Origin of the sequence: Mesobacterium pallidum (assembly GCF_019966535.1) — a bacterium.
In the GTDB taxonomy this organism is placed as follows: Bacteria; Pseudomonadota; Alphaproteobacteria; order Rhodobacterales; family Rhodobacteraceae; genus Mesobacterium; species Mesobacterium pallidum.
Genome location: NZ_JAIMID010000025.1, coordinates 38,080 through 62,360, shown reverse-complemented (window position 1 = coordinate 62,360; position 24,281 = coordinate 38,080). Strand labels below are relative to the sequence as shown.

At 66.4% G+C, this 24,281-nt stretch carries 16 protein-coding genes and 1 pseudogene; 6 read left to right on the top strand and 11 right to left on the bottom strand.

The features are described from left to right. A partial coding sequence (locus MF270_RS24710; RefSeq protein WP_238368383.1) for a hypothetical protein occupies positions 1-320 on the bottom strand: 320 nt, incomplete at its 3' end. A gap of 460 nt (positions 321-780) precedes the next feature. Between MF270_RS24710 and MF270_RS24705 the strand changes: the two genes are divergently transcribed. The 3 genes from MF270_RS24705 to MF270_RS24695 all read left to right on the top strand — a co-directional run bounded on the left by MF270_RS24705 (position 781) and on the right by MF270_RS24695 (position 4,536). Next, entirely contained in the window at positions 781-1,233 is a 453-nt protein-coding gene (locus MF270_RS24705) for a (2Fe-2S)-binding protein (protein WP_238368382.1), read from the top strand. Positions 1,234-1,237: 4 nt separating this feature from the next. Further along, positions 1,238-3,547 (top strand): xanthine dehydrogenase family protein molybdopterin-binding subunit, encoded by a 2,310-nt coding sequence (locus tag MF270_RS24700; RefSeq protein ID WP_238368381.1) that lies wholly within the window; start codon positions 1,238-1,240, stop codon positions 3,545-3,547. Between the two features lie 161 nt (positions 3,548-3,708). Next, the gene (locus MF270_RS24695) at positions 3,709-4,536 is read left to right on the top strand and encodes a formate/nitrite transporter family protein (protein ID WP_238368380.1); all 828 of its coding nucleotides are present in this window, start codon (positions 3,709-3,711) and stop codon (positions 4,534-4,536) included. On the opposite strand, the gene MF270_RS24690 is transcribed toward MF270_RS24695, so the two are convergent. The 4 genes from MF270_RS24690 to ltnD are packed head-to-tail and all read right to left on the bottom strand — an operon-like array spanning position 4,533 to position 8,072. Further along, entirely contained in the window at positions 4,533-5,285 is a 753-nt protein-coding gene (locus MF270_RS24690; RefSeq protein ID WP_238368379.1) for a hydroxypyruvate isomerase family protein, read from the bottom strand. The two genes, MF270_RS24695 and MF270_RS24690, sit on opposite strands and share 4 nt — an antisense overlap. Further along, entirely contained in the window at positions 5,282-5,929 is a 648-nt protein-coding gene (gene otnC / locus MF270_RS24685; RefSeq protein ID WP_238368378.1) for a 3-oxo-tetronate 4-phosphate decarboxylase, read from the bottom strand. The genes MF270_RS24690 and otnC overlap by 4 nt, the downstream gene beginning before the upstream one ends. Continuing rightward, the gene (gene otnK, locus MF270_RS24680; RefSeq protein WP_238368377.1) at positions 5,926-7,188 is read right to left on the bottom strand and encodes a 3-oxo-tetronate kinase; all 1,263 of its coding nucleotides are present in this window, start codon (positions 7,186-7,188) and stop codon (positions 5,926-5,928) included. The genes otnC and otnK overlap by 4 nt, the downstream gene beginning before the upstream one ends. Then, positions 7,185-8,072, bottom strand: a complete 888-nt coding sequence (gene ltnD, locus MF270_RS24675; RefSeq protein ID WP_238368376.1) for an L-threonate dehydrogenase — start codon at positions 8,070-8,072, stop codon at positions 7,185-7,187. The genes otnK and ltnD overlap by 4 nt, the downstream gene beginning before the upstream one ends. A gap of 104 nt (positions 8,073-8,176) precedes the next feature. Between ltnD and MF270_RS24670 the strand changes: the two genes are divergently transcribed. Beyond that, positions 8,177-9,181: a LacI family DNA-binding transcriptional regulator gene (locus tag MF270_RS24670; protein ID WP_238368375.1), complete on the top strand. Its 1,005-nt coding sequence runs from the start codon at positions 8,177-8,179 to the stop codon at positions 9,179-9,181. Between the two features lie 112 nt (positions 9,182-9,293). Here the strand turns inward: MF270_RS24670 and MF270_RS24665 are convergent, their stop codons facing one another. The 4 genes from MF270_RS24665 to MF270_RS24650 form a co-directional block, all read right to left on the bottom strand. Then, entirely contained in the window at positions 9,294-9,887 is a 594-nt protein-coding gene (locus tag MF270_RS24665; protein WP_238368374.1) for a hypothetical protein, read from the bottom strand. Then, positions 9,884-11,893 carry a glycosyltransferase gene (locus MF270_RS24660; RefSeq protein ID WP_238368373.1) on the bottom strand — a complete coding sequence of 670 codons (2,010 nt, stop codon included), beginning with the start codon at positions 11,891-11,893 and terminating at the stop codon, positions 9,884-9,886. The genes MF270_RS24665 and MF270_RS24660 overlap by 4 nt, the downstream gene beginning before the upstream one ends. A 1-nt stretch (position 11,894) precedes the next feature. After that, complete coding sequence (locus tag MF270_RS24655) at positions 11,895-13,055, bottom strand: HlyD family secretion protein (protein WP_238368372.1); 1,161 nt, start codon at positions 13,053-13,055, stop codon at positions 11,895-11,897. Between the two features lie 99 nt (positions 13,056-13,154). After that, complete coding sequence (locus MF270_RS24650) at positions 13,155-14,180, bottom strand: family 8 glycosyl hydrolase (RefSeq protein ID WP_238368371.1); 1,026 nt, start codon at positions 14,178-14,180, stop codon at positions 13,155-13,157. A 168-nt stretch (positions 14,181-14,348) separates the two neighbouring features. Here MF270_RS24650 and MF270_RS24645 point away from each other — a divergent pair, with 168 nt between their 5' ends. After that, on the top strand, positions 14,349-15,410 hold the full coding sequence (locus tag MF270_RS24645) for a cache domain-containing protein (RefSeq protein WP_238368370.1): 1,062 nt from the start codon (positions 14,349-14,351) through the stop codon (positions 15,408-15,410). A 1,615-nt stretch (positions 15,411-17,025) separates the two neighbouring features. Here the strand turns inward: MF270_RS24645 and MF270_RS24640 are convergent. After that, positions 17,026-21,027 carry an ExeM/NucH family extracellular endonuclease gene (locus MF270_RS24640; protein ID WP_238368369.1) on the bottom strand — a complete coding sequence of 1,334 codons (4,002 nt, stop codon included), beginning with the start codon at positions 21,025-21,027 and terminating at the stop codon, positions 17,026-17,028. A 382-nt stretch (positions 21,028-21,409) separates the two neighbouring features. After that, a complete protein-coding gene (locus MF270_RS24635) occupies positions 21,410-22,465 on the bottom strand; it encodes a hypothetical protein (protein WP_238368368.1) in 1,056 nt (351 codons plus the stop codon). A 614-nt stretch (positions 22,466-23,079) separates the two neighbouring features. On the opposite strand from MF270_RS24635, the pseudogene MF270_RS24630 reads away from it, so the two are divergent. Continuing rightward, a pseudogene (locus MF270_RS24630) lies at positions 23,080-24,276 on the top strand (IS256 family transposase). The last annotated feature ends 5 nt before the right edge of the window (positions 24,277-24,281 follow it).

Genomic DNA, 24,281 nt, shown 5'->3' with positions numbered 1-24,281 from the left:
CCGCGGCCGCCGGCCGGCGTGGCAATCGCGGGGGTTGCATCGGGGGGCGTGACGGGGGCGGGTGCGCCGCGCGGGTGGAGGACGCGTTCATCCGGGGTGGTGGCGGCGAAGCGCGGCGGCCGGAGGGGGCCGATCTGGCCGGCGCCGTCGCGGGTGATCCGGTCAAGCGCGCCAGTGAGTTTGGGTCCATTTCCCAACGGATAGGCGAGGATCGCCTTCGGGGCGCAGACATCGCCGATGCGGATTGCGGCGCCACGCGCATGGGTCGCCACGCCGGGCGCCCTTGAAGAGGGCGCCAGCGCCAGAAGCATTTTCTTCATGGGTTTCCTCCCATTGGGCATCGGGCGTCTCGGGTAATGCGCGTGTGGCACGGTGCGGCCCCCCTTGCGCGGGCCGCTCCCGACTGCCTGTCTCCTCCTGGCGCCTGATCGGGCGGGCGTATCGCTGTCCACATGTCGGGACGGTGCCTTCCTCCGGTGCACCGCCTTGGACGCCGCGCCGCATGCCTCCCGATCAACGCTGCCGGAAGCGTAGGAAGGGCGCGCGCGTCGAGTCAAGCGTCGGCGCACACGTCGGACCAATGGCAAATATAGGCAGTTTGATGCCCAAGGGAATTTCGGGCCCGGGCGAGTCACCACCCTTGATTGCGCGGCCCGGTTCGAGGTTAAAATGTCGCAGGGCGCGCGCCCTGACCCTGCGGAGGAGGCAGCGAGTCGGGCGCCAAACGCGCCCCCCAGCCAAGTGACGGCGCCACGAGGCGCCAGCCAGGGAGGAGCACTTATGGCACGATTGAACGTGAACGGAGAGACGCGGGAGTTCGAGGCATCGGACGACACGCCCCTGCTGTGGGCGCTGCGGGACGACCTCAAGCTGACCGGGTCCAAGTACGGCTGCGGCGTGGGCCTGTGTGGCGCCTGCACCGTGCATGTGGACGGCAAGGCCGTGCGGTCCTGCCAGACCACGCTGGGCGATGTCGGCGCGGCCGAGGTCACGACCATCGAGGGGCTGGATGCCGAGGGCAACCACCCGGTACAAGTCGCCTGGCGCGACCTCAGCGTGCCGCAATGCGGCTTCTGTCAGTCGGGCCAGATCATGCAGGCCGCCGCGCTGCTGACCGAGAACCCGAAGCCCAGCGACCAGGAGATCCTCGACGGCATGTCGGGCAATGTCTGCCGCTGCGGCTGTTACCAGCGCATCGTCGAGGCCGTGCGCCTCGCCAGCACGGGGAGCTGAGCCAATGCTGCATTATCTCAAGAGTTTCGACGCCGGCATCGCAGAGACGCTGGTCGTGCGCCCGGTCTCGCGCCGCGCCTTCCTGGGCGGGTCAGCCGCCGTCTTCGCGCTGGGGGTCTTTGCGACCCGCGGCGACGCCTTCCCGACCTGGGAAACCGGTGCCACGGGGATGCCGCACGGGCTGGTCGACGACCCGCTGGTGTTCGTGTCGATCGACAGCGACGGCACGGTGACGCTGGTCGCGCACCGGTCCGAGATGGGCACCGGCAGCCGCACGTCGCTGCCCATGGTCATGGCCGACGAGATGGAAGCCAACTGGGACATGGTCAAGATCGTCCAGGCCCCGGGCGACGAGCCCAAGTACGGCAACCAGGACACGGACGGATCACGCTCGCTGCGCCACCACATCCAGGCGGCGCGCAAGATCGGCGGCTCGGTCCGCACGATGATGCAGCGCGCGGCGGCGGCCCAGTGGGAGATCGACCCCGCCGAGGTGCGCGTCGAGAACCACGCCTGCTACAGCTCGAAGGGCAATGTGCTGTCCTTCGGCGAGCTGGCCGAGGCGGCGATGGCCCAGCCGGTGCCGACCCACGAAGAGATCGCCTACAAGACCGAGGACCAGTTCCGCTATATCGGCAAGGGCGAGGTGCAGATCACCGACCTGCATGACATCACCACGGGCCACGCGGTCTATGGCGCCGATGTCAGCTTGCCGGGGATGAAGGTGGCGATGGCGATCCGGCCGCCGGTGCTGGGCGGTAAGGTCGTGTCCTACGACGCGGCGGCGGCGCTGGCGCTGCCGGGTGTGGTCGGCGTCTACCCGCTGCCCGAATGGAACGCCCCGGCCAAGTTCGCGCCGCTGGGTGGTCTTGCCATCGTGGCCGACAACACCTGGACGGCGATCAAGGCGCGCGACCTGATCACCGTGGAATGGGATCACGGGCCGCATGCCAGCTATTCGACCGGCCCCTACATGGAGGAGATGAAGGCGACGGCCGAGCAGAAGGGCAACGTGCTGCGCGGCAAGGGCGACACCGACGGGGCGCTGTCCTCGGCGGCGGCACGGTTTGCGCAGACCTACACCCAGGACCACATGGCCCATATCCCGATGGAGCCGCCGGCCGCGCTGGCCAGCTTTGCCGATGGCAAGCTGGAGATCTGGGCGCCGGTGCAAAGCCCCTATACCACTCGGACCGACACGGCCGCCGCGCTGGGGCTCGAGCCGGATGCGGTTACCGTCAACGTCACGCTGCTGGGTGGCGGGTTCGGCCGCAAGTCCAAGGCCGATTACGTGACCGAGGCGGCGCTGCTGTCGCGCGAGGTCGGCGCCCCGGTGCGGATGCAATGGAGCCGCGAGGACGACGTGCGGCATTCGTTCTACCACACCGCCTCGGCCGAGCGGATCGAGGTGGGGATGGACGACAGCGGCGCGGTCACCGCGTGGCGGCACAATTCCGTCGCGCCGACGATCCTGTCGACCTTTGCGCCCGACCCCGGCTACCAGTTCCCGGTGGAATCGGGGATGGGACAGATCGACGTGCCCTTCGACATCGCCAACATCAGCTGCGAGAACGGCCAGGCCATGGCCCATACCCGCATCGGCTGGTTCCGCGCCGTGTCGAACATCCCCCGTGCCTGGGCCATCGGGTCCTTCGTGGGCGAGCTTGCGGCCGAGAAGGGCCAGGACCAGCTGACCACCTGGCTCGAGCTGTTGGGCGCGCCGCGCACCTTCGATCCGGCGGCCGAGGGGCTGGCGGAGGGCTTCTGGAACTACGGTGAGCCCTATGCCGAGTTCCCGATCCAGACCGCGCGGCACATCAACGTCCTCAAGATGGCGGCCGAGGCCATCGGTTATGGCAAGGAGCTGCCCGCGGGCGAGGGGATCGGCCTGGCCGTGCACCGCAGTTTCGTCAGCTACGTCGCCTGCGCGGCCCATGTGAAGGTGCTCGAGGACGGGACGATCACCGTGCCCGAAATGCACATGGCCATCGATTGCGGTTTCGCGGCCAACCCGGAACGGATCCGCAGCCAGATGGAGGGCGCGACAATCATGGGCATGACGGTCGCCCTGCATTCGGGGATCACCTACCAGGACGGGGCGCCGCAGCAGTCGAACTTCTACGACTACGACGTGGTGCGGTCCTCGAACTTCCCCGGCAAGGTGGTGACGCATATCGCCCCGAACGGCTTTGACGTGCATGCCACCGGCGTGGGCGAGCCCGGCGTGCCGCCGGTGCCTCCGGCCATTGCCAATGCCATCTTCGAGGCGACGGGCCAGCGCAAGCGGCACCTGCCGATGGGCACCTCGGTCTGACCGATCCGCGGCGGGGCGAGAGATCGCCCTGCCGCATCCGCGCGGGCCCGACCCCCGCGCAATATTCTTTCACGGCGGATGAAACCTGCCGGCGGTTTCGCGCGTAGTCCCCGATGGACAGATCCGTGCGGCCCTGGCTGCGCCCGAACGTGAAAGACCCCATGACAGACGAAGACCGGGACCCGCTGCACGCCTCGCCCGAAGAGGAAAGGGACATAGCCGAGAACGGGGCGCTGACCGCCGTTTCGGTCTATGGCATCATCCACGAGGAAGGCATCGAGGAGCTGGCGCGGCCGCTCTCGTCGCTTTGGTGGTCGGGCGTGGCCGCCGGGCTGGCGATCACCGCCTCGGTCGTGGCCGAGGGCGTGCTGCACGGGATCTTCAACGATCACCCCTACCGGCCCGCCATCGAGAACCTCGGCTATACCGTGGGCTTCGTCATCGTCATCCTCGGCCGGTTCCAGCTGTTCACCGAGAACACGCTGACCGTAATCCTGCCCCTGCTGGTCAAGCGCAGCGGGACCATGCTGCTGGCCATCGCGCGGCTTTGGGCCATCGTGCTGCTGGCGAATTTCGTGGGCACCTTCCTTGCCATGGGTTTTGCCTTGTGGGGCGGAGCGATCCCGATGGATCACATCGACGGTATGCTCGCCGTGTCGCGGCACCTGGCCGAGAAGACGCCGATGGAGAGTTTCACCCATGGCGTCCCGGCCGGGTTCTACGTGGCCGCGCTGGTCTGGATGCTGCCCTCGGCGCGGGGGGCGCCGGTGCTGGTCATCGTGATCATGACCTACCTGATCGCGGCCGGGGACTTCACCCATGTCATCGCCGGCTCGGGAGAGCTGTTCCTGCTTTGGATGGCCGGAGAGTTGCCGGCCGGGCAGGTCGCGGCCCTGCTGCTGCCGACCCTGGCCGGCAACATACTGGGAGGTACGGGCCTGTTTGCGCTGCTGGCCTATGGCCAGGTGGCGGGCGAAATCGAGCGCTAGGCGAGGGTCTGCATCCAGCCCAGCGTCTCGTCGGTCGGCCCGCCGGGCTTGTACTCGGCCCCCAGCGGCCGGGCCCAGCCGGTCGTCGCGATCTCGGCGAAGACATGGGCATAGTCCAGCTCTCCGTGATCCGGCGCGCCGCGATCGGGGACAGAGGCGAATTGGACGTGACCGATGATCGGCAGCAGCGCCTTGAGGCGGGTGGTCACGTCGCCCTCGGTCCGGCCGACGTGGTAGCAGTCGAACATCAGCTTGACGCGGGGCAGGGCGAGCGTGTCGATGATCTCGGCCGCCTGGTCGGTGGTTCGGAGGAAGTAGCCCGGCGCGTCGTGGCGATTGAGGGGCTCGATCACGAGGGTGATGCTGTCCGGCGTCTGCGCATGGGCGTAGCGGAGGTTGTCGAGGAAGGTCTCATGCGCCTCTGGCCCCGAGGCGAAGCCGGCCATGACGTGGATCGCCGAAGTCTCCGTCGCGACGGCATAGGCGATGGCCTCGTCGATGATGGCCCGCGCCTCGGCCTCGCGGCCGGGCAGGGCGGCCAGGCCGTTTTCGCCTGGGTTGCCGCGCCGCGTGTTGAGGCCCAGCATGGGCAGGCCGGTCTCGGCCAGCGCGGCCTTGGTGTCGGCGGCGGGAATGTCATAGGGCCAGTGGCATTCGACCGCGTCAAAGCCAGCGGCCTTGGCGGCACGGATGGTGTCGGGCAGGGGGCGGTCGGTCCAGAGGAACCCGAGATTGGCGGAAAATTTCATACGTCCCACTCCACGTCGAACTTGGTGATGACGGCCTGCACCTGCGCCTCGGTCAGGGCGCGGGCGCCCATGCCGCGGGTCATCATGGCCAGGCGGGCGGTGTCCTCGAGCTCTTCGATGGCGTTGCAGGCGGCTTCGACGTCCGCGCCCGCCACCACCGGCCCGTGGTTCGCCAGCATCACGGCCGAGCGCTTGCCGGCAAGGCCGCGCACGGCGTCGCCCATGGCCGGATCGCCGGGCAGGAAGAAGGGCAGCAGCTTGACCCGGCCCAGTTTTATCAGCCCGTAAGGCGTGAGCGGCGGCAGGAAATCGTCGGGGTCGGCATCGGGCATCATCGACAGCGCGACCGCATGGCAGGAATGCAGGTGCACGACCGCCCCGGCCGTGCTGCGCGTGTCGTAAAAGGCGGAATGCAGGGGCATTTCCTTGGTCGGCTTGTCGCCTGCGACGTGGCGGCCTGTCGCGTCGAAGAGGCTGAGCCGTCCCGGATCGAGCCGCCCGAAACTGGTGCCCGTGGGCGAGACCAGCAGCCCGCCATCACCCGTCCGGGCCGAGATGTTGCCGGTGCTGCCATGGGTCAGCCCACGGTCGAACAGGGACTTGGCCAGCAGGCAGATCTGCTCGCGCAGGGCGGTGTCGGTCATAGGGCCTCCAGCGCGTCGGTGAAGAAGCCGGGGGCGCCGAAATTGCCCGATTTCAGCGTGAGCGCCAGGTCGTGGCCGGCGCTGGTGCAATAGGTCCAGGGCACGCCGGGCGCGATCTCGCGCCCGATGTCGAGCCGCGTGACGCCAAGCGCCTGGGTCACGGCGCCGGATGTCTCGCCCCCCGCCACGACGATGCGGCGGGCGCCGAGGTCGCGGGCGCGGGTGGCGCAGGCGGCGAGAGTCTCTTCGACGATCTCGCCGGCGCGGGCGCGGCCCAGCTTGTCCTGCGCGGCGCGGACGGCGTCGGGTTCGGCCGTGGCGTAGATCAGCGGGGCGCGCGCGAGGTCCTGCTGCGCCAGCCAGTCGAGCGCGGGCTGCCCGCCGCGGTCAGCCAGGTCCAGCGGGTCGAGGCGCAGGCCCGGCGCGCCGGTGGCGAGGTATGCGGCGACCTGCCGATTGGTCATGGCCGAGCAGCTGCCCGACAGGATCACGGCGGTCTCGGGCAGGGCGGGCGGGGTAAAGGAGGGGGCGTCGCCGCCAAGGCCCCCCGAGGCACGGTAGAGCGCGGGCAGGGGCATCGCCACCGCACTGCCGCCGGTCATCAGGGGCATGTCGCGGCAGGCCTCGGCGATGGTCGTAAGGTCGGCATTGGCGACCGCATCGACGACCACGTGGGCCACGCCCTCGTTTGCCAGCGCCTTCAGGGCGGCGCGGGTCGCCTCGGCGCCTTCGGCCACGGTCAGCCGGTCGACAAGGCCCACGGGGCGCGTCACCTGCGGTTCCAGCAGCCGCATCAGGTTGCTGTCGCGCATGGGGGTCAGCGGGTGATCTTTCATCGGGCTCTCGGCCAACGGCTGCCGCCCGACAAAGAGGTTGCCCATGAAGATCGCGCGCCCGTTCTCGGGGAAGGCGGGGCAATAGATCGTCTGGTCGGTGCCAAGCGTCTGCATCAGCGCCTCGGCCACGGGGCCGATATTGCCCTCGGGCGTCGAATCGAAGGTCGAGCAGTATTTCCAGAAGAACCGTTCCGCGCCGGCGGCTTGCAGCCAGCGCAGGGCGGCTTGCGTCTCGGCCACCGCCTCGGCCACCGGGGCGGTGCGGCACTTGAGGGCGATGACCTCGAACGGGGCGGTGTCCGCGGGCGGCTTTGTCGGCACGCCCATGCGCAGCGACACCTGGATGCCCGACCGCGCCAGCAGCCCGGCCAGGTCCGTCGCACCGGTGAAATCGTCGGCGATGCAGCCAAGGTAGGTGGTCATTCCGCGTCTCCCGGCAGGGTCAGGCCGACGTTGCGGGCATAGACCTTGGCGATGGCGGCGTCATCCTCGGCCCCCAGCCCCATGCCCACGGCGACCATGTATTGTTGCAGGGCGGTGGCGGTGATCGGGGCGGAAAAGCCGGCCGACTTCGCCACGTCGAGCACGATGCCAAGATCCTTGGGCCAGATGTTGACCTGGCTGCGGGGGGTGTAATCTCCGTCCACGATATGCGGTGCGCGGTTCTCGAGCATCCAGGAGGTGCCGGCGCATTTGCTGATCACCTCGACGAATTGCGCGGGGCTGACCCCTTGCGTCATGCCGAAGGTCAGCGCCTCGGCCATGGCGGCGATATGGACGCCTGCGAGCAACTGGTTGACCGCCTTCATGGCCGATCCGGGGCCGGCTTCGTCGCCCAGTTCGAACACCGTCTCGGCGCAGGCGTCAAGCGCGGGGCGTGCGGCGGCGAAAGCCGCTGTGCTGCCCGAGGCCATGACCGACAACTGGCCCGAAGCCGCCTTGGCCGCCCCGCCCGAGATCGGCGCGTCGAGGTAATGCACCCCGGCCTCGGCACAGCGCGCCGCCATCGCGCGGGCGAAGTCGGGCGCGACGGTGGCGCAAGAGATGACGACCGCGCCGGGCCGCAGCTGCCGGGCTACGCCGCCGTCGCCGAATAGCACGGTTTCGGTCTGCGCGGCGTTCAGCACAACGATCATCGCGGCATCGAGGTCACCGGGCAGGGGGCCGTCCTGCCCACCCTCGACCTTGAGGCGCTGCACGGCGTCCTCGTTGATGTCCTGCCCCCAGACCTCGTGCCCCGCGCGCAGGCAGGATTGCGCCATGCCATAGCCCATGGAGCCCAGCCCGATCACCGCGATCCTGCTCATCCTGTCCCTTTCCGCGCCTTGTTATCGATAACATTCGACAGGGATATGCATGTTTACGTAAACATGAGTCAAGGCATTTGCCGGTCACGGGACAGGACGAGAGCATGCGCGACAGGTCGGATCACCGCCCCACCATGGGCGATATCGCCGAGGCCGCCGGGGTCAGCCAGATGACGGTAAGCCGGGTGCTGCGCGGGTCGGGCTCTGCCTCGGCCGAGGCGCGGGCCCGGGTCGAGCAGGCGGCGCACCAGCTGGGCTATGTGCCCAACCGCCTGGCTACGGCGCTGCGCGACGAGAGCACGCCACTGGTCGCGGTGATCCTGCCGACGCTGGGCAACCGCGTCTTTTCCGAGGTGCTCGCGGGCGTGACCGAGACGCTGGCCGGGCAGGGGATGCAGCCGGTGTTCGGCGTGACCGAATACGACCCGCTGCGCGAAGCGGCGCTGGTGCGCGACCTGCTGTCCTGGCGCCCGCGCGGGATCATCCTGCCGGGGCTCGAACATGCCAAGGGCACGCGCGCCGCGATCCGCGCCTCGGGCGTCCGCGTGGCCGAGGTGATGGACCTTGACGGCGACCCGATCTCGGTCGCCTTCGGGCTGTCGCAGGTCGAGGCGGGCCGGGCCACCGCCCGCCACATGCTGGCCCGCGGCTACCGGCGGTTCGGCTGGATCGGCGCCCAGGGCGGGCGCGACCTGCGGGCGTCCAAGCGGCTGGCGGGTTTCCGCGAGACGGTGCGCGCGGCCGGGGCGCAGATGGTGGCCGAACGGGTGTTCGACGGCCCCTCGGCGATGGTGCAGGGCCGGCGCGGCACGGCCATGCTGCTGGACGGGCTGGCCCGGCCCGATGCGATCTACTTTGCCAATGACGACCTGGCGGCGGGCGGGCTGATGCATTGCCTGGCCGAGGGGCTGACGGTCCCGCGCGACGTGGCGCTGGCGGGGTTCAACGGGCTCGGGTTCCTCGAGGCGCTGCCGGTGCGGCTGACCACCGTGGAAACCCCGCGCCGCGAGATGGGCATCAGCGCCGCGCGGCACGTGATGGGCGACGGGCCGGTGGCCGAAGCCAAGGTCGACCTGGGGTTCCGGCTGGTGGCGGGGGAGACGAGTTGAGCGCTGTGGCGGCGCTGGACACGGGGGGCCCGGCAGATATCGCGGGCGATGCGACGCGTGATGCGGCGGTTATTGCCGCGACTTGTCCTGCCTTCCGCGATGCCGCCCCGGCTCAGAACGTGTTGTAGGACCAGCCCACAAAGGCGACCCCTTCGCGCAGCTTGTAGCCGAGGCGCAGGCTGGCCTTGCTGCCCGCCAGGGGGCGGGTCACGGCGATGGCGCTTTCCTCGAACCCGTCATCGTCGCCCTGATGCGTCAGCTCGACCGAGACGCTGGCGTCGGAGAGGCCGACCTGCACCAGGCCGAAATAGCCCCGGTCGATCGTCGTGACCTCACCCAGCAAAAAAAGGTGCCCGAAGCCGGTCGGCCGGTAGTGCTCGGCCACCAGGCGCAGGCCGTACTTCCAGTCTTCCAGCCGTTCGCGTTGCAGCGCGGGGCCGATCCGCAGGGTGATCGGCAACTCGGGCCCGCCGACCGACAGCTTGTAGCTGGCCGACAGGTTCAGGTCCGCCCCCCCGGCATAGCCGCTGTAGCCGAGCCCATAGGCCATGCGCCCGCGCTCGATGGTCGCGACACCGCCTTCGGTCGTGGGCGACACGTCGACCTGGTAGAATTCCCCATCGGCCCACGCCATGCCGCCGGCAGCGGCGCAGAAAAAGGCCGCCAAGGCCAGTGCCGCGTGTTTGGGCAGAAGGGAATGAGTCACGTCGGATCCTTTCGCTTGTGCGCTTGAGGTCCGGCATGAAACGACAGGCGCCGCGCGAGATCTCGCAACATGCCCGACATGTTGGTTGCGCCAACGCCGGGCTGGTCCCCCTCGAAATAGAACCGCAGCAAGAGCTTGTCACGGGTCGCCGCATCCGGCCTGAGCGCCAGGCGCGCGCCGTCGCCGGTGGTGGTGACGACCTCGGCCGGCACGTCGCCGATGTCGTCGATCGTCAGGATGCCGTGCACATGCGCGTCGAAATGCTTGCCCCGCAGCCGGGCATGGTCGGCGGTGAGGCCGGTCATCCACAGCCGCGTCGCGGTCCCGTCGACGGTGAAGGTTACCCGCTCGGGCTTGTCGGCGACATGCGCCTCGCGGCGTGGCAGCTCGAAACAGGCGATGACCGTGATCGACAACACGATGAGGTTGTAGATCGTCCAGAAAAGGATCACCCACTTGCCGTCCGCCGCGTCCGAAAAGGCGAACCGGTCGGTGAAGATGCCCAGCAGCAGCCCGGTCAGCGTCAGGATCAGCAGGATCGCGAAGGGCGCCATGATCCGCCACTGGATCACGATCCGGCTGCGGTCCCCTCCCTTGGCGGTGACGCTGAACGGGTGGCCATGCGGCTTGATCAGCCCGGTCCAGGCCGAGCGGGTGATCTGGATCGATCCGATCAGCTGGCTGACATCGTTGAGCAGCGGAATGACCGTGCCCGGCGCCATCAGGTTCAGCACCATGATCGTCCAGAGGAAGTAGCAGCCGAAATAGCTGATCACGTCGGGCAGCGCGGCATCCACCACCGTCACGTTGAAGAACCAGTAGAGCAGCGGAAAGATCACCGAGGCAAAGCGGAACGCGAAGGTCGTCAGCCAGTAGAAGACCGAGTCCGCCACGCTCCAGCGATCGCGCAGGCGCAGGTCGTTCTTGGCCAGCGGTCCCATGCTGCCGCGCGCGATCTGCATCAGGCCGAGGCACCAGCGCGCCCGCTGGGTGATGTATTCCTTGAGGCCCTCGGGCGCGAGGCCCTCGGTCAGCGGCTCGTTGAGGTAGACCGTGCGCCAGCCCTTGTTCTGCAGCACCAGCGTGAGCATGAAGTCTTCGGTCACGCTCTCGGTCGGAAAGCCGCCGATGTCCATCAGCGCCGAGAACCGGATCATCGACGAGGTGCCGCAGCAAAAGGCGATGCCCCAGCCGTCGCGCGAGGGCTGCATGTGATCGAAGAAGAACCGCTGCTCGTCGGGGTAGGAGCGCGAGATGCCGAGGTTGTGCTGGATCGGATCGGCGTTGAAGAAATGCTGCGGCGTCTGCACCAGGCCCACGTCGGCGTCGTGGAACAGCGCCAGCGTGCGCGAGATGAACCCGCGATGCGGCACGAAGTCGGCATCCAGCACCGCGACGTAGTCCGGCGGCGTCTCGCGGGCGGCCAGCACGCCCAAAGCGTGGTTGATGTTACCCGCCTTCGAGCCCTTGTTGTCGGGCCGCCGCAGGTACCCGACCCCCTGCTCGGCGCAATAGTCCCGCAGCCAGTCGCGCCGCCCGTCGTCGAGAACCAGCACCTCCTTGGCCTTGTGGGTCAGGGCCTTGGCGCCAAGGATCGTCCGCTCGAGCACCTCGACTTCTTCGTTGTAGGTCGCGATCAGCAGCGACACGCGGGGGGTCTCGCCGCCATGCCACCAGCTAAGGTTGTCGGCCACCTCCTGGCCGCGGTCGCGGTACCGCATCAGGAGGACGAAGGCGCTGAACGAGCCGATCATCGTCGCCATCTCGAGGACCATCAGCGACCAGCTGGCCACGAAATCCACCGTGAAGCCAATGGGCGCGATGGTGTCCGTGATCCGCCACCACGCGTAGCGCAGCGACAGCAGGATCGCGATCCCGAACAGGATGTGGCGATGCACGTTGCTGGTCTTGTCGATGATCGACGGCAGCAGCAGGGCCGCGCCGGCGATCGGCACGAGATGCAGGAGGCTGGATCCCAGAAGACCCAGGTTCAGCAGGTCGAGCATGTCAGTTCCAGAACCTGCGCAGGACGTTCAGAGGCCGGTCATCGAAAAAGACCCGGCCGGTGCGGCCGATGTTGCAGCCCAGGTCGTCCTGTTCCAGCAGGTCCGGCACGACAAGGGTCACGTCGTAGCGCTCGAGGTGCTTGAGGCTGGGGGCCACCGCCATCTCGCGGTAGACCGTGCCCGCCCCGGCCCCGGCAAGGCGCGTGACGCGGCCCTGCATGACCTCGCTGCGGCCCGAGAAGCGGAAGCTGGCCGGATCGCCGACCTTGAGGCCGTTGTAGACCGTTTCGGCCACCGACAGCGACACCACGAGCCCTTCGCAATCGGCGATCCTCAGCACCGGATCGCCGCGCTGCACGTTGATGCCGTCGGTGGCCATCTTTTCCCAGATGAGGCCGGTCACGGGCGAGGTCAGATCGCCGCCATCCAGTGCCACGACGCGCTGCCGTTCGCGCACGATCCGCGCCCGAACGGCGCTCAGCCGCGCCTCGGTCGCGGCCAGGTCGGATTTGCTGGCGGCCAGGGCCAGCTGGGCGTCACGCTTGCGCAGCGCATGGTTCCAGACCGGATTGGCGGTGTCGTCGAGAAAGATGTTGCGGTCAGCCCAGCCGAGCTGAAGGTCGGGCAAAGCGCGGCGCGAAGGCGCAACCTGGAAGGACTCCTCCGCGTCGTCGCGCGCGGTGTCATCCTCGTCCGGGGCGCGCGCCACGATGTCGACCGCCGTGTCCTCTGCATCGTCCGAGAGCTTGTCGGGCTCGACCAGGTTGGGAAGCTGCGCGCGGGTCTGCAATTCCTGAATGCGCCCGGCCCGGTACGACCGCAGGCGCACGGTCATCCAGGACAGGTATTTCTCCTGCTGGCTTGCCCGTTCGCGCAGGCGCCGCGATTCGGCCTGCAGCCAGTCCCGTTCCATCTCGAGATCGTTGAGCCGGACGCGATCGACAAGCGGGTCCCGGATCGTGGCCAGCCAGACGTCTTCGGTCACCACGGACCCCGGCAGCCAGTCCGGCATGGCGACATCGCCTGCAACCGGAGATCGCACGGTGATCACGGGCGCGTTGACAAAGGCATTGGCGCTCGCGGCCACCATCTGCTCGCGAACAATGATGACCAAAGCGCCGACGATCAGGAGGCCGCCGATCACGAGTCGAAGATAGCGCAAAGTCTCGCTCCGGAAACAAAGGAAAGGTTAGCCCCGCATTAACCAATATTATTAGGCAATTATGTGGCCAAGGGAACGAAGTTTCGCCCTTCAGGCGAATTAATTGCTGCAACTGCGAGATTCGCGCCGGGCGACCTGCGCCATCAGCCCAAGTGTGGCCGGATAGTATGGTGAGCGGTCCGGCCCGCCGGTCAATTGGGCCCTGCACAGCACCAGCGCGCGCAACTCTGCGTAGCCGGCATAGGTGCTGCGGTCGCGGATCTCTCCGCCCGCCGACAGCACGGTCGGCACCGGCAGGCCGGCGTCGCGATAAAGCCGTGCCGCCCGCGCGACGGCCGGATGTGCGCGCCGGTCCGACCAGAGCAGGTAGAGCGCCACCCGCATCGCGTCGTACCCGTGGTCCGAGCTGTGCCGCTCTGGCGCGGAAAAGCCGGCCGGCGTGATCCGGGTCCAGTCGGGGACGGGCCCGCGCCGCGCCAGTTCGGCCAGCACCGTTTCGCCGTGGTCGGCGGCCTGCACCAGCCGGGGCAGGGCCGCGAACAGCCCAAGCTCGCGCAGCGCGCGTGGCATGACATAGGACGGGTTGAACAGCACCCCATCCGTCCCGCGGGCGCTTTCGGCCGAGGGCGTCAGCAGCGGCTCGTCCGGGGCGCGCGGATCGGGCGCGAGGCAGAGCGCCGCGATGTCCGCCGCGATGTGCCGGGCCTTTGCGCCATAGCCCGTGCCGTCGGCCCCGGACCAGCCCGAGAACCTGTCGGCGCGCATCAGCGCCCAGGCGCGAAAAAGATCGCCATCCGTCGCGTTGTGCCAGTCTGGGATGCCGTCCTCGGGCCGCCACCGCCACGCCATCAGGCTGTCCTGCCGGATCGCGAGGCTTTGCTCGGCCCAGTGCTCCATCGCCTGGAACGCCGCTTTGTCGCCATGCGCCTGCGCCAGCAGCAGCCCATAGCCCTGGCCTTCGGAATGGCTCGCATCGCCCTGCAACGCGTCGGTCACCCGGCCATCGTCCCGCAGGAAGGCCGTTTTCCAGCGGTGCCAGTCCGCCGTTTCTGCGGCGCCAAGCGGGCCGGCCCCGATATTGAGGGCCGCACCCAGCCCGACAAGAAAGGGGCGCCGTCTGATCATCACGTCCTCCGCCTTACGCTCCGTAAATTTCACAGCATGGTTAAGGTTTTGCCACAGTTGCCGCCTAGAGACTGAAAACCAAGCAAATTAGGTGATGATTTCCTGGGCTTCAGGTGACAAGTGGAGAGTCGAATGGCATTCGTAGGCAGTATCCCTCAGCGGCAAGACATGTATCACGCACCCAAACTCGTCATCTCAATTATCGGCATGGCCTTTGTCTTTGGCCTGCTGGGAATCGTCGGCCTCTGGATGCCGATCGCCAACCATGGCCGGACCGTCGACACGCAGTTGCAGGCAGATCATGCCCTGCGCAGCACGCAGGCGCTGCAAATGGCGGTCAGCCAGTCGGTCGAACGGGAATGGGATTCGATCAACGCGGTCGCCGGCGCCATCAACCCGACGGATCGCCAGGACGTGCAGTCCTTTGCCGATGCGGTCGTCAAGGCATCGCGCCGCGTCGCCTGGGCCGGCTACGTGGACCGGGGCGGCATCGTGCGTGTCGGCTCGCAACGCGCCAACGAAGGCGACGACGTCGGCTCGGCCCGCTGGTTCCGCGAAGGCTTGAAGGGCGGCTATATCGACAACGTCTCGACCTCGGTCGCGGCCAGACGCGGCGAAGATCCGCAGAATGGCGAACGCGTGATCAAGATGGTGACGCCCGTGGTGGGCCGCGCCGGCGACGTCATGGGCGTGTTCGTCTATGCGCTGCGCGTGGACTGGTTGACCGATTACGTGCGCCGGACGGCAAATCAGCTTGGGCTCGACGCCTATATCCTCGACCGGTCGGGCAACGTTCTGCTGGGCGGTGCGATGCCCGACGAATCGCTGTCCCTGATGACCTACCTGTCGCTCAACACCCCGTCCGTTCGCGGCGTCGAATCCCGTGACGGCTTGCAGGATATCTATGCCATCGTGCCCCGGCTGGTGGATGCCGCGCAAATGCCGCCGGTGGACCTGCAACTGGTGACCCGCGTGCCGGCGCAGCTGAACGTCCAGCTGACCCGCGGCATGCCGTTCTCGCTGTGGCTCAGCCTGGGGTGCTTCCTGGCCATTATGGTGTCGGCGGTGGCGATCTTCGCGAACCACTTCATCCGCCCGATCCAGCGGCTGGCCGATATCGCCGACGACATCGCCGAAGGGCGCGAGGTCTATCCCGAAGAGTTCCATTCGAGCCGCGAAAGCGTGACCCTGTCGCAGGCGCTGGCCCGGATCCAGAACCGGATGCGCTAGCGCCGCCCCGGGGGCGTCGGCGTCGTGCGGCACGTGGTGGGCGCGGCGAAGGTCGACCTGGGGTTCCGGCTGGTGTCGGGGAGACGAGTAGAGCCGGGTGGCAAGATTGGACGCAGGCGGATGTCACGAGCGCAGTGTGTTTGGTCCGAAATATCAACAATTGTCAACACTTTTCAATCTTTAGTCAGCGCACAGTAGTTACTCGAGCAATTTTTGGTAGTAATCGTGCCTGGCGCGCAAAACGGAAAAGGGCAAGGATGGGGCGCGAACCTGAGGCTCAATTCCGCGACAATTTTCTCGGCGACCTTAGCAAACCTTAACCATTTTCTATCATAAGTAAGTCTTGACGGGCATGTCGTCGCTTTCTGTGGCTGCTCCGAAAGACCGCGGCGCGCGCTCTGAGTTAGCGGCGGAGAGGGGCGAAGTTCATCATTCTTGCCAAGGGGACGCCTAGGCGAGCGGCCGAGCTTGAAAAGCAATCTAAGGTAGAAATTTGAATTTGGGCGCAGTCCCGCCACCCGTACTTGCCCCCCCACCACCAGGTGCAAGTCTCAGCGCTGTTCCTCGTATCCACACGGTGCCGATATCGTTGGCCAGACGCTTGCCCACGGGCTTATCGCCCGTCCCGCACCTTTCAGTGCAGTCCCCCGAGCGCGAGCCCGGGCGGGTTTAGTTCCGTGTATCTCGCAGGGCCGGGCTGAGCCAAGCATCTGCAGGGCCGGGTGATGTCCCCGAGGAATAGACGGCTTGATTTGTCCGACGGCCGCCAGTCGGTGGCTCCACGTTTTTTGGGTCTTGCAAGCGGGCGGAGAACGGGAGGTCGAAACCACGCGATTGCCGTTTCCGAGGCCCAAGTGGTCAGGCAACGGAAACGAGCCCGGATGGTGACTCCGCGAGAGATTCCAGAGATGGAGTTCGTAGCAGGATGCATGCACCGGGCCTTTTTGCTCGGCCGACTGGCCGAACCGGGGGGCGGGCGCATCCTGCGCACTCAAGATAGTCCATACCAAACCGGGCAAGCCCGGTCGAGGTGGAAGTTGGTGACCTTGGCTCTGAGTCTGTTCAGAAACCCCGATGATCCGGCCGGACATTGCCGCTGTCGCGCGATATGCACGACACGATCGTTGGGACATCCAATGAACCAGAGCTTAAGCGGGGCCGCGGGTCTTTATGGGGCTCGACGTTGAAGGTCTTCATGGCGCTGAATGGGACAGGCGGCTTCGCGACAGGCCGCGGCGATCTTGTCGAGGTCTTCCCCGGTCCCACTTTCACTGCCCAGGCGGTCTGATCGTAAGCTCAGCCCATCCTGGAAAAGGCGCCGGTTTGGCCGGCGCGAGTCATGCCGGCTTGCCACGTGACGCGACCGGCGCATTCGTTAAAGGTCCGATGTTCCTGGCCGGGTCATGATCGGTCGCAAAGCATTCATTGGAATAATCCGGTACCTCTTGGTGACGGACAAGGAGTGCATGATGGTGTGTAGGACTGGACGCGTTGCCCGGGGAGCTTGCCTGCACGATGCATCGTGCAGGCAAGCTCCCCGGGCAACGCGTGTCTCGCATGAAAAAGGGGCCGGGCACCGCCAGGTGCCCGGCCCCTTGATCCGCCGAAAAGGTGATCAGACCACCAGCACATCTCCCTCGATCCGCAGGAATTCCACCGCTTCGAGCGAGAAGGCGAAGTCGTCGGTCACGCCCAGTTCGACCATGTCGAAATCGGCTGTGCCAGGCAGGTCGAAGGCGATGCCATCCGCGCCCGGGGTGATGACGAAGCTGTCGACCAGCGCGCCGTCGTCGTAAAGCGACACCACCGCGTCGCCGGTTCCCCGGGTCTTGCCGAACTCGAAACTCGCGGCCAGCGCGTCGCCAAGGCCGTCGACCTCGTCCAGCGTGAACCGCAACACCTCGTCGCCGTCGATCACCTTGTTGCGGCCGGCAAAGACCGAAGAGCCTCCCAGCACCGCCACCCCGAGCCCCTGGCCCCAGCTGGTGACGAAGGCGTGCTTGGATGCGCCCGAGACCGCCTCGATCGTGACACCGGCGGCACCAAGGTCCACCGACTTGTCCAGCAGCTTGAGCCGCTGGGTCGCGACCAGGTCACCGTCCAGCGTGTAATCGGCATGCTGGCGCGGGAAGCGCCCCTCGAAGTCGAGCCTTGCGACCAGCGCGTCGGGGGCAAGGTCGAGCCCCACGATCATGGGGTCGTGGTCCGAGGAGCGGAAGGCATCGGCGGCGTAGAGGTCGGCGTTGTCGGGCTTGAACTCGGTGTTGTAGTCGATGGTCGAGGGTTCGTCCGCGTTCAGGTGCCAGGCCGCGGCGCCGGTGACCTGCGCGGCCAGGCTGGCCGTGCCGAGCGCATAGTCGAGCGTGCCGTAGCCCTGCACCTGCCCCGCCGTCGACAGGTCGAGCGGGAAGGCATAGGTGTAGGTGACGGGCGCGAGGTTCACCAGGTCGTCGCCCGTGCCCGTGCTGTCATCCGCGCCGGCCAGCAGCGCCTGGATCGGATCCTCCATCGCGTAGCTGTTGAGGTCGCCGATCACCAGCACGTCGCTGTCGCCCGACCCGGTCGGGTCGGTGGCGATCCAGTCGGCCAGCGCCTCGGCCGCGAGGGTCCGCGTGGTATTGGCATTGCCGGCGCCGTCGCCCTGGTCCTCATCGCCGGCCACGCCGTCGACCGGGCTGCCCTTGGACTTCAGGTGGTTGACCACGGCGGTGAAGGTCTCGCCGCTCGCGATCTCCTCGAAGGTCTGGGCGAGGCTGGGGCGCTGGTTGTCGCTGTCGAATCGCGCATCGACGGATTTGTCGAGGATCGCCGAGGCGCCGACCAGCGCCACCGTGCCGGGCTTGTAGAGGAAGCCGACCGCGATCTCGTCGCTGCCGAGGCTCGCCACGCCCGGATCGACATAGGCATAGGTGCCCGCGCCCATCGCGGCGTTCAGCGCATCGACGAGCGAGGGGATGGCCGATTGCGGGCCGTAGCCGTCTTTCTCGATCTCCATCAGCCCGACCACATCGGCGTCGATGGCCGAGAGCGCGGCGACCAGCTTTTCCTGCTGGCGGGCGAATTCCTCGGCCGAGTCGGCGCCGCGCGAGGTGGGGAAGCCGCCGCCCATGCCGTCGCCGTTGAAGTAGTTGAGCACGTTGTAGGACGCGACCTTGAGGCTGCCGCCCACGTCCGGCGGGGTTTCCTGCCGCGGGTTGGTGTCGGTGAAGGTGGGCAGCGCGGTCGGGTTGATGCGGTAATTCTCGTCGCCGAGGCTGCCCGAGCCGCGCGAATAGCGCACGACGCCGGTCACGTCCGACACCGTATCGCCCGAGCTGAGCCCGTCCATCACGCCATAGGACCCGTCGGGGTAGGGCAGGGTAAAGGGGTTCTGCCAGGTCGACCCGTCATCCAGCGTCACCGTGTTGCGCGCGGCCAGGTCGATGTAGTCCTGGAACCCCGTCACGCTGGGCGTGTTGCTCTGGGTGTAGGTCTCGAGCCGGCCATCGGCGTACAGCCCCATCTCGCCGAAGCGGCCGTAGTCGAAGAGGTCCGCGACGGTCATGTCCTGGCCCAGGGTGACCAGCATCCCCTCGTAGGCCTCGAGGTTGGCGATCACCTGGCCGTCGCCGTTTACGATGGTCTCGGCGATGGGGAAGGTGATGGTGGCGGCGGTCGGCAGCGCGTTGCCGCTGCTTTCCACGATGATCTGCGTGGCGTTCAGCTGGGTCTCGCCGAAGAACTCGGTGGCGGTGCCGATCACCGTGACGGTGTCGCCGACGTTGACGTTCCAGCCGGTCGAGACACCGGCGTCAAAGACGAAGATGCCTTCGGAGGTGGTGGCGTCGCCGTCCGCGTCGCCGTCTTCCTCCTGCAGGTAGAAGCCGCCGAAATTGCCGTCGCCTTCCTGGAAATCGCCCACGACCACGGCCGAGACGGCGACTGTCGCGCCGAAGAAGGGCGTGGCATCGGTGCGGCCGAACTGTTCGCCCCAGGTCGCGGCATTGCCCTGGATCTCGCTGATCAGCGTGATCTCGAAGTCGTCGTTGACGATGCGGCCGGCGGCGCTGGCCCCGGCGATGGCGCCGTTTGTCGGGTTCGACAGGGTGACGGTGAAGTCCTCGTCGCCCTCGTCATCGGTGTCGCCGCTGACTTGGATGGTGACGGTGGTCTCGGTCTCTCCGGCCGCGAAACTGGCCGTGCCCGAGGGCAGCGTGCCGCCGAAATCGGCCGCATCCACATCGCCCGAGACGGCCCAGTCGACCGTGCCCGCGCCCGAGGTGTCGCCGCTGCGGGTGACGGTGAAGGTGAAGTCGGTGGCGCCGGCTTCGCCCTCGGGCTTGTCGGCGTCCAGGGCCTCGATGGCATAAATCCCGCCGGTGATCGGGGCCGAAGTGCCGGTGATGCGGATGTCGTCAAAGGCCATGGCTTCGAACGGCATGTCCGCCGTCAGGGTCAGGGTCAGCGTGGCGCCGGTGCCGGTGATCGCGGTCTGGAAGGTGTCCAGCAGGCCGGTGTCCACCGTCGCCTTGTCGAGGAAGGTATCGGCCGCCGTGCTGCCATCCTCGGCGCTGAGCTTGGTGACGGCATTGTCGCCCGACACCGTCAGCAGCCGCCCGCCGCCCGAGGCGGTTCCGGCGTCCATCAGCCGCGTGGTGTGGCCGAAGGTGTTGTCCACTGCATCAAGGTCAAAGGCCGTCTGCGCCGCGGCGCCGTCGATGGACACGATAAAGGTTGCATCGGTCGTGGAGGAAAAGCCGATGAAGCTGGAATCCGAGATCCCGCCCATGGAGATGGACAGCATCAGGTCCTTGTAGCCCGAGATGTCGAAGGTCCAGCTTGCGGTCTGCGCGGCGCCGAATTCGTCCGAATCCGACAGGCCAAAGAAGGCGTCGGCAAGGTCGCGGTTCTGGCCGAAAATGCCTTCGGCATCGGCGGCGAAGACGCCGCCGCCCGAGACATCGGCGACGGTGTCATCGGTCAGGCTGAACGGCACCGAGGATTGCGGCCAGGCGCCGATGCTGCCGACGCCGAACCAGTCGCCCGCGCCGCCGTCGAGGTTGTCGGTTGCGGGGTCGAACCCCGCGACAAGGTTGAGCGCCCCGCCGTCGAAATCCTCGGCCGCGACCAGCACGGGGCCGGGGGCCAGGAGGGTCTGGCCGGTGTTGAGCGTGCCGGGCGTGGCCGTGGCCGGCCCGGTCCAGGCGAAATCGGCATAAAGGCTGCCGGTGCCGGCCAGCTGAAGCGACTGCCCCTCGGGCGTGGCATTCGATTCGGCCACGCCGACATCGACCGAAACCATGCCGGCGGCGGGGCCGCTCAGCGCCTCGAAGCTGCCCTCGTAGCTGAGGAACTGAATGACGGTGCCCAGATTGTCGACCAGCGCCAGCCCGTCCGGCCCGCCGTTCTGCATGTCGGTCGCATCGACGAAGACCGCGCCATAGCCGTCGCCCTCGTCGTCGATGGTCAGCCCGTCGAGGGACAGCGTGTCATAGGGCGCGCGGACGCTGCTGGACCCGTTGTAAAGCACGATGGACCAGCCGGTCAGATCGAAACCCGCGAGGCCCGCGATCTCGATGAACTCGCCCTCGTCCGTGCTGTTGTCGTCGTAGTGAAATTCGTTGATCCAAACGGACATGATCACCCCCTAGGTGGTTTTGAAAGCCGCGCGAGACCAACCGTGATCCTGTCGGGGTCGCCCACGGTTCAGAACCAGCACACCCGGCGCCTCGCGCTATAGTGGTGCGAGTATGAGGGGCGATTGTTTCAGCCGTCAATCAAGCCGTGCGGCATTTCGCCACGTCAGCCGGGCGGGGAGCGTGACAGAGAGGCGGTACTGGTGAGAGCTGACTTCGGTGGCAGTGCTCTGACCCCCGGCGCTAATCCAGCTGAAACCAAAGCCGGAAGGTGACAATTGCCCGATTGCGAGGAGGGAACATGGGATGGAATAGGCGGCGGGGATCTGGTAGCCGAGCGCCGAACGGGGGCAGGTCAGCGCCTAAAGTTCTTGGAAATTGCCCTCATGGCGTCGAAGAGCTTTCCGTTGATCTATTCGCCTTGACCTTCTCAAGTTCATCTTGCAACTCAAACACTTGACGCTGAAGGCTGAACACGGCTTGGAAAAGGATCTGGTCCAGTTCCCAGCTGTCTACTGTTGCTTGCCTGACCGAGACATTCGAGACATCCAACGGCGGCTCACCCTGTTCGACCAAGACTTGATTCACTGCATCGAGATCGTCGGAAACGTTCGTCAAAAGGCTGCGAAGATCTTGCTCGGAAGGGTACAACTCCGCCAGAGGCGGTGTCTTCGGGTGTCCGGTTTCTAGTGGACCCAAAATATCAAGCGCTTTACCTAGCTTGCGAAAAGCAAGTGGCTTAACACTATCATTGCTACGATCATTGTGCACCAACCAGGCTGACAGCAACGCGTTGGACGGCGCAGAGTTGGCCCGGCCGCCTTCGACGCCCACCAAACCCACAATCCGGCAAAAATGGTCGACTACGTCGTCGATCACGTCGAAATTGTACAATTCCACAAGTCCAGGAAAAGCGTCCTGCCATCTCCGCAAGAAAGGCGCCTTAATGGAACGGGGGGCAGCCCAGTCAGCGAACTTCTTGACTCGCCCTGAATAGTCTTTGCCCTTGAGTGCAAACTGAACATAGGCGCTCAGTGCCCATTTATCATGCCGTCGGATGTAGATGATGACCCTCACTCGAACTCCGGCATCGCGAAGGCGTTTGATCAGTGGTATGATCTTGGCATTGCCAAAAAATGCCTCATTGCTCCATATTGCTGTTTGCACGCCTTGCTGGCGCAGCCGCGTCAGAGCCGCAAGAACCACTGCTGCCACCTGCTCTTCGCGCTTTGCAAAATCACCGGCCAGCAATCTTCCCGCATCGCCCGGTTGGCACCACGGATAGGCACGCGCTTCTTGAACATTTTCTAGGGAAATACCCAAGAACGCTGCAGCGTCCTTTGCAAGAGAGTCCGAGCTTTTTCGCAGCGCTACTTGTATTGCGGTGGATCCTGTCTTGGTTGTGCCGATATGCAGGATCAGCTCTGGGAATTCAGTCATCGATAATCCATAAGGTGGGGTCTTCTGAACATGCAGTATCCATGCATCTCAACAACTCGCGATGCCATAAGCGAGGCTGTCAAAATAGCCCGACCATGACCGGACATCCGACGACCGTGGAGACCGTCATTTTGAGGCATCTTGCATGTCGTCTAACCACTCGGGTTGCCGGACGCAAAGAACGTCAAGATCTGCGAATGAGAGTGCTTCATAGCTAAGCCAATTGGTCGCTTCTGTGGGCGGTGGCGAAGCGGTCAGTACACAGTTTTGTATCCGTCCGTCACGCAAGGATCTTATGGCCCGCTGTAAAGTTCAAATGCAACCATTCTGTGTAGTCTCGGGGAGCGGTCCGGTGTTTGTGGCACATTTTCGGGCGCGAAGTGGACGTAGCCGCTGTGCAATCGCCAGGCTGGCCTGCAAGCAGGCTGGTCGTGTGCGCTGTGAGATGCGGTAAGCCGGTGCATCGCTCACTAGTGGCTCCTCGCGCAGGTGGATAGTGCCCCGGGGCGTGGTGTAGGAAGCCGCGAGCGGCGCCACAGGCGGCGCTGGCGGTCACCGTCGATCTTCGAAGAAGGTTTGGGTTGCGAGACCTGAAACCTGAAACGGAGATAACGATGACCGACGACAGAATGGCGCTGATGGAGCTGGTTGAGAAGCAGGCTGATGGCGACCTCGTGCGCGAGATGCTGGCCTTTGCCGCCGAGCGCATCATGGAGGCCGAGATCGAAGCGCGGACTGGCGCAGCCAAGGGCACGCGCTCGCCGATGCGCGAGGCCCAGCGGAACGGATACCGGGAGCGTGAGTGGGATACGCGAGCCGGCCGGATCGCACTGGAGATCCCGAAGCTGCGCAAGGGCAGCTATTTCCCCAGCTTCCTGGAGCCCCGACGGACGGCGGAGAAGGCTTTGGTGGCGGTGATCCAGGAGGCCTACGTTCATGGCATTTCCACGCGGTCGGTCGATGACCTGGTCAAGGCCATTGGGGCTGGTGGCATGTCCAAGAGCCAGGTCAGTCGGCTGTGCATGGAAATCGACGAGCGGGTCGACGCCTTCTTGGCCCGCCCCTTGGAAGGCGCGTGGCCCTATCTCTGGCTCGACGCCACATATCTCAAGGTCAGGGAAGGCGGACGGATCATAAGCAAGGCGGTGATACTCGCTGTGGCCGTGAACGAGGACGGCAAGCGCGAGGTGCTGGGCGTGGCCACCGGCCCGTCCGAAGCTGAAACCTTCTGGACGGATTTTCTGCGCAGCCTTGCCGACCGGGGCCTGCGAGGGGTGAAGTTGGTGATCGCCGATGACCACAAGGGCCTGCGAGCGGCTGCACGGCGTGTATTCAACGCGACCCAGCAGCGCTGCCGTATCCACTGGATGCGCAATGCCCTGGCGCACGCTCCGACGAAACAGCGCACTGCAGTGGCGGCGATGCTGAAGACGATCTTCGCCCAGGAGAGCAAGGTCGATGCCGAGGCCCAGTGGACCATCGTGGCGGATGCGCTTCGTGAAAAACAACCCAAGCTCGGCGCGCTACTGGATGCCTCACGGGACGATGTCCTCGCGTACATGTCTTTCCCCCGCGAACACTGGACCTAGATCGCATCCACAAATCCGCTGGAGCGGGTGAACCGAGAGGTGAAACGACGCGCCGATGTCATCGGGATCTTCCCAAACGATGCCGCCATCGTGCGCCTCGTCGGCGCGCTGATGCTCGAGACCAATGACGAGTGGGCGGTGGCGCGGCGGTATATGTCGCTTGAAACCCTGGCTCGTGTCACCGACAATCCCACCGTCAGGTTGCCCGCGGTGGCATCCTGATCAGA

What these genes read in the sequence shown, in the direction of transcription:
- MF270_RS24695 (WP_238368380.1), top strand. Translation starts at nt 3,709, where the DNA reads ATGACAGACGAAGACCGGGACCCGCTGCACGCCTCGCCCGAAGAGGAA.
- MF270_RS24670 (WP_238368375.1), top strand. Translation starts at nt 8,177, where the DNA reads ATGCGCGACAGGTCGGATCACCGCCCCACCATGGGCGATATCGCCGAG.
- MF270_RS24640 (WP_238368369.1), bottom strand. Translation starts at nt 21,027, where the DNA reads ATGTCCGTTTGGATCAACGAATTTCACTACGACGACAACAGCACGGAC.
- otnK (WP_238368377.1), bottom strand. Translation starts at nt 7,188, where the DNA reads ATGACCACCTACCTTGGCTGCATCGCCGACGATTTCACCGGTGCGACG.
- ltnD (WP_238368376.1), bottom strand. Translation starts at nt 8,072, where the DNA reads ATGAGCAGGATCGCGGTGATCGGGCTGGGCTCCATGGGCTATGGCATG.
- MF270_RS24635 (WP_238368368.1), bottom strand. Translation starts at nt 22,465, where the DNA reads ATGACTGAATTCCCAGAGCTGATCCTGCATATCGGCACAACCAAGACA.
- MF270_RS24690 (WP_238368379.1), bottom strand. Translation starts at nt 5,285, where the DNA reads ATGAAATTTTCCGCCAATCTCGGGTTCCTCTGGACCGACCGCCCCCTG.
- MF270_RS24650 (WP_238368371.1), bottom strand. Translation starts at nt 14,180, where the DNA reads ATGATCAGACGGCGCCCCTTTCTTGTCGGGCTGGGTGCGGCCCTCAAT.
- MF270_RS24645 (WP_238368370.1), top strand. Translation starts at nt 14,349, where the DNA reads ATGTATCACGCACCCAAACTCGTCATCTCAATTATCGGCATGGCCTTT.
- MF270_RS24660 (WP_238368373.1), bottom strand. Translation starts at nt 11,893, where the DNA reads ATGCTCGACCTGCTGAACCTGGGTCTTCTGGGATCCAGCCTCCTGCAT.
- MF270_RS24700 (WP_238368381.1), top strand. Translation starts at nt 1,238, where the DNA reads ATGCTGCATTATCTCAAGAGTTTCGACGCCGGCATCGCAGAGACGCTG.
- MF270_RS24705 (WP_238368382.1), top strand. Translation starts at nt 781, where the DNA reads ATGGCACGATTGAACGTGAACGGAGAGACGCGGGAGTTCGAGGCATCG.
- otnC (WP_238368378.1), bottom strand. Translation starts at nt 5,929, where the DNA reads ATGACCGACACCGCCCTGCGCGAGCAGATCTGCCTGCTGGCCAAGTCC.